The 1,598-nt window shown below is 65.9% G+C and carries 3 protein-coding genes; 2 read left to right on the top strand and 1 reads right to left on the bottom strand.

Annotated features, from left to right (window positions below; translation table 11 throughout):
• Positions 1–309: 309 nt before the first annotated feature.
• Complete coding sequence (locus JF886_RS05365) at positions 310–888, bottom strand: TetR/AcrR family transcriptional regulator (protein ID WP_337310336.1); 579 nt, start codon at positions 886–888, stop codon at positions 310–312.
• 125 nt (positions 889–1,013) lie between these two features.
• On the opposite strand from JF886_RS05365, the gene JF886_RS05360 reads away from it, so the two are divergent.
• A complete protein-coding gene (locus tag JF886_RS05360; RefSeq protein WP_337310334.1) occupies positions 1,014–1,187 on the top strand; it encodes a hypothetical protein in 174 nt (57 codons plus the stop codon).
• A gap of 80 nt (positions 1,188–1,267) precedes the next feature.
• Positions 1,268–1,598, top strand: a 331-nt coding sequence (locus JF886_RS05355; RefSeq protein ID WP_337310332.1) for an ATP-binding cassette domain-containing protein, incomplete at its 3' end; no start/stop codon positions are given.

Below are 1,598 nucleotides of genomic sequence, written 5' to 3'. Positions count from 1 at the left end.
ACCATCCAGAACGCTTCATTCGCGCCATGCCGCGACCTCCAGCGCTGCCGACAGCCGTGTGGATCAACCCGCCCGCACCGGTGGTGACGATGGTTCAGTAATTCCCGACGCGAGGTGTCTCAGGGGGCTTGACAACTTCCGTGAACGGGGCTGAACGCTGCCCCTGCTGCGACCCTTTCACGGTTATCGGCAGGGCGATCGTCCAACCGGCGGTCAGCATGGCGATCGCTCAACATCCTCGTCTGACTCGAACCGACTCATCCTGCTCTGTCGCGCGGCCGGGCGTAAGTCCCCGGCGCTTCGGAACGATCAGTTCGGGGGGCGCAACGCAGCCAGAGTTACGGCGACGAGCCGACGGACGGCGGCTTTAGAGGGCATACTGCTGGCCGCCGTTAGGGCGTGTAGGCAGTAGCTGGCGAGCTCGTCAGGCGCGACATCGTTCCGGAGGTCGCCGCTTTCTGCGCCCTCGGTCAGCAGACCTCGGATGAGGGCGTGGACCTGGTGCTGCGCGCGGCCCACGTGCTGATCTCGATGAAGGAATGCCGCGAGCTCGGTGTCCCGGTGTCCGCGGGATTCGTGGGAAATGAGGGCGAAGGCCTCGAGCACAGCGTGAAGTCGCTCGCCGGCATCTGCCGCCTGGTCTCGGGCTTCCGCGAGCTGTTCGAGGTGCGCGGTGATCTGACGCTCATGCCAGGCCAGCAGGATCGATTCGACGTCTGAAAAGTACTTGTAGAGCGTCGCGCGCCCGATACCGGTCTCCTCGGCGATCTGCGACATCGTCACCGAGAGGAGGCCGTGCGCAGCTACCAGCGCCGCGGTCGTGTCCAGGATGGCGAGGCGGACGTCGCGGCGGTGCGCCTCGATGGTCTCGTTCCACAGCCTAGGCATCGCCTCAGTATACGCGACGTCCGACGCGACGACGTCAGTGTGACTTGACAGTGACACACTGTCTCGATCACTCTTGCACGACGAGACCAACCCTTGACTGACCAGTCGCGAGAGAGGAGACCCAGATGGCTGAGTTGCCCCGCTTTCCAAACCCCGATGAGGACGCGGTGGGGGAGCGCGCCTCGACCACCGGCAGGCCACGCTGGGTGGCCGTGGTTGGAATCGGCGTCGCGGTCGGCCTGGTAGTGCTCGTGGTGGTCTTGCATCTCACCGGCGTCATCGGTCCAGGGAGCCATTAGGCAAGTGCGCGGGGCGCAACCGGTTGGGAATCCGGCAGCGCCGGGTGTGCCGCTTTTGGCAGGACCCATGGTGTGATCGGATGATCGAGGCAATCGGCCTCAGCAAACGCTACGGCCACACTGTGGCGGTTGATGACCTGTCCTTCACCGTCCCGCCCGGTCAGGTGACCGGCTTCCTCGGCCCGAATGGGGCGGGGAAGTCCACGACGATGCGAATGATCCTCGGCCTCGACGCGCCGACCTCGGGTACCGTGACCGTCAACGGCAGGCCGTACGCCGACTACCGACGGCCGCTCTTCGAGGTCGGCGCCCTGCTCGACGCCAAGGCGATGCACGGTGGGCGGAGCGCCTCCAACCACCTCCTCTGTCTCGCGCTCAGCAACGGGATCGGCCGAGCCCGAGTCAGCCAGG

It is taken from the genome of Candidatus Aeolococcus gillhamiae, from assembly GCF_016464765.1.
Lineage (GTDB): Bacteria > Chloroflexota > Dormibacteria > Aeolococcales > Aeolococcaceae > Aeolococcus > Aeolococcus gillhamiae.
The sequence above is the reverse complement of the archived record's forward strand: the minus strand, read 5'-3'. Positions and strand labels throughout refer to the sequence as shown.

Coding starts and splice junctions, on each gene's coding strand:
- JF886_RS05365 (WP_337310336.1), bottom strand. CDS start 888: ATGCCTAGGCTGTGGAACGAGACCATCGAGGCGCACCGCCGCGACGTC.
- JF886_RS05360 (WP_337310334.1), top strand. CDS start 1,014: ATGGCTGAGTTGCCCCGCTTTCCAAACCCCGATGAGGACGCGGTGGGG.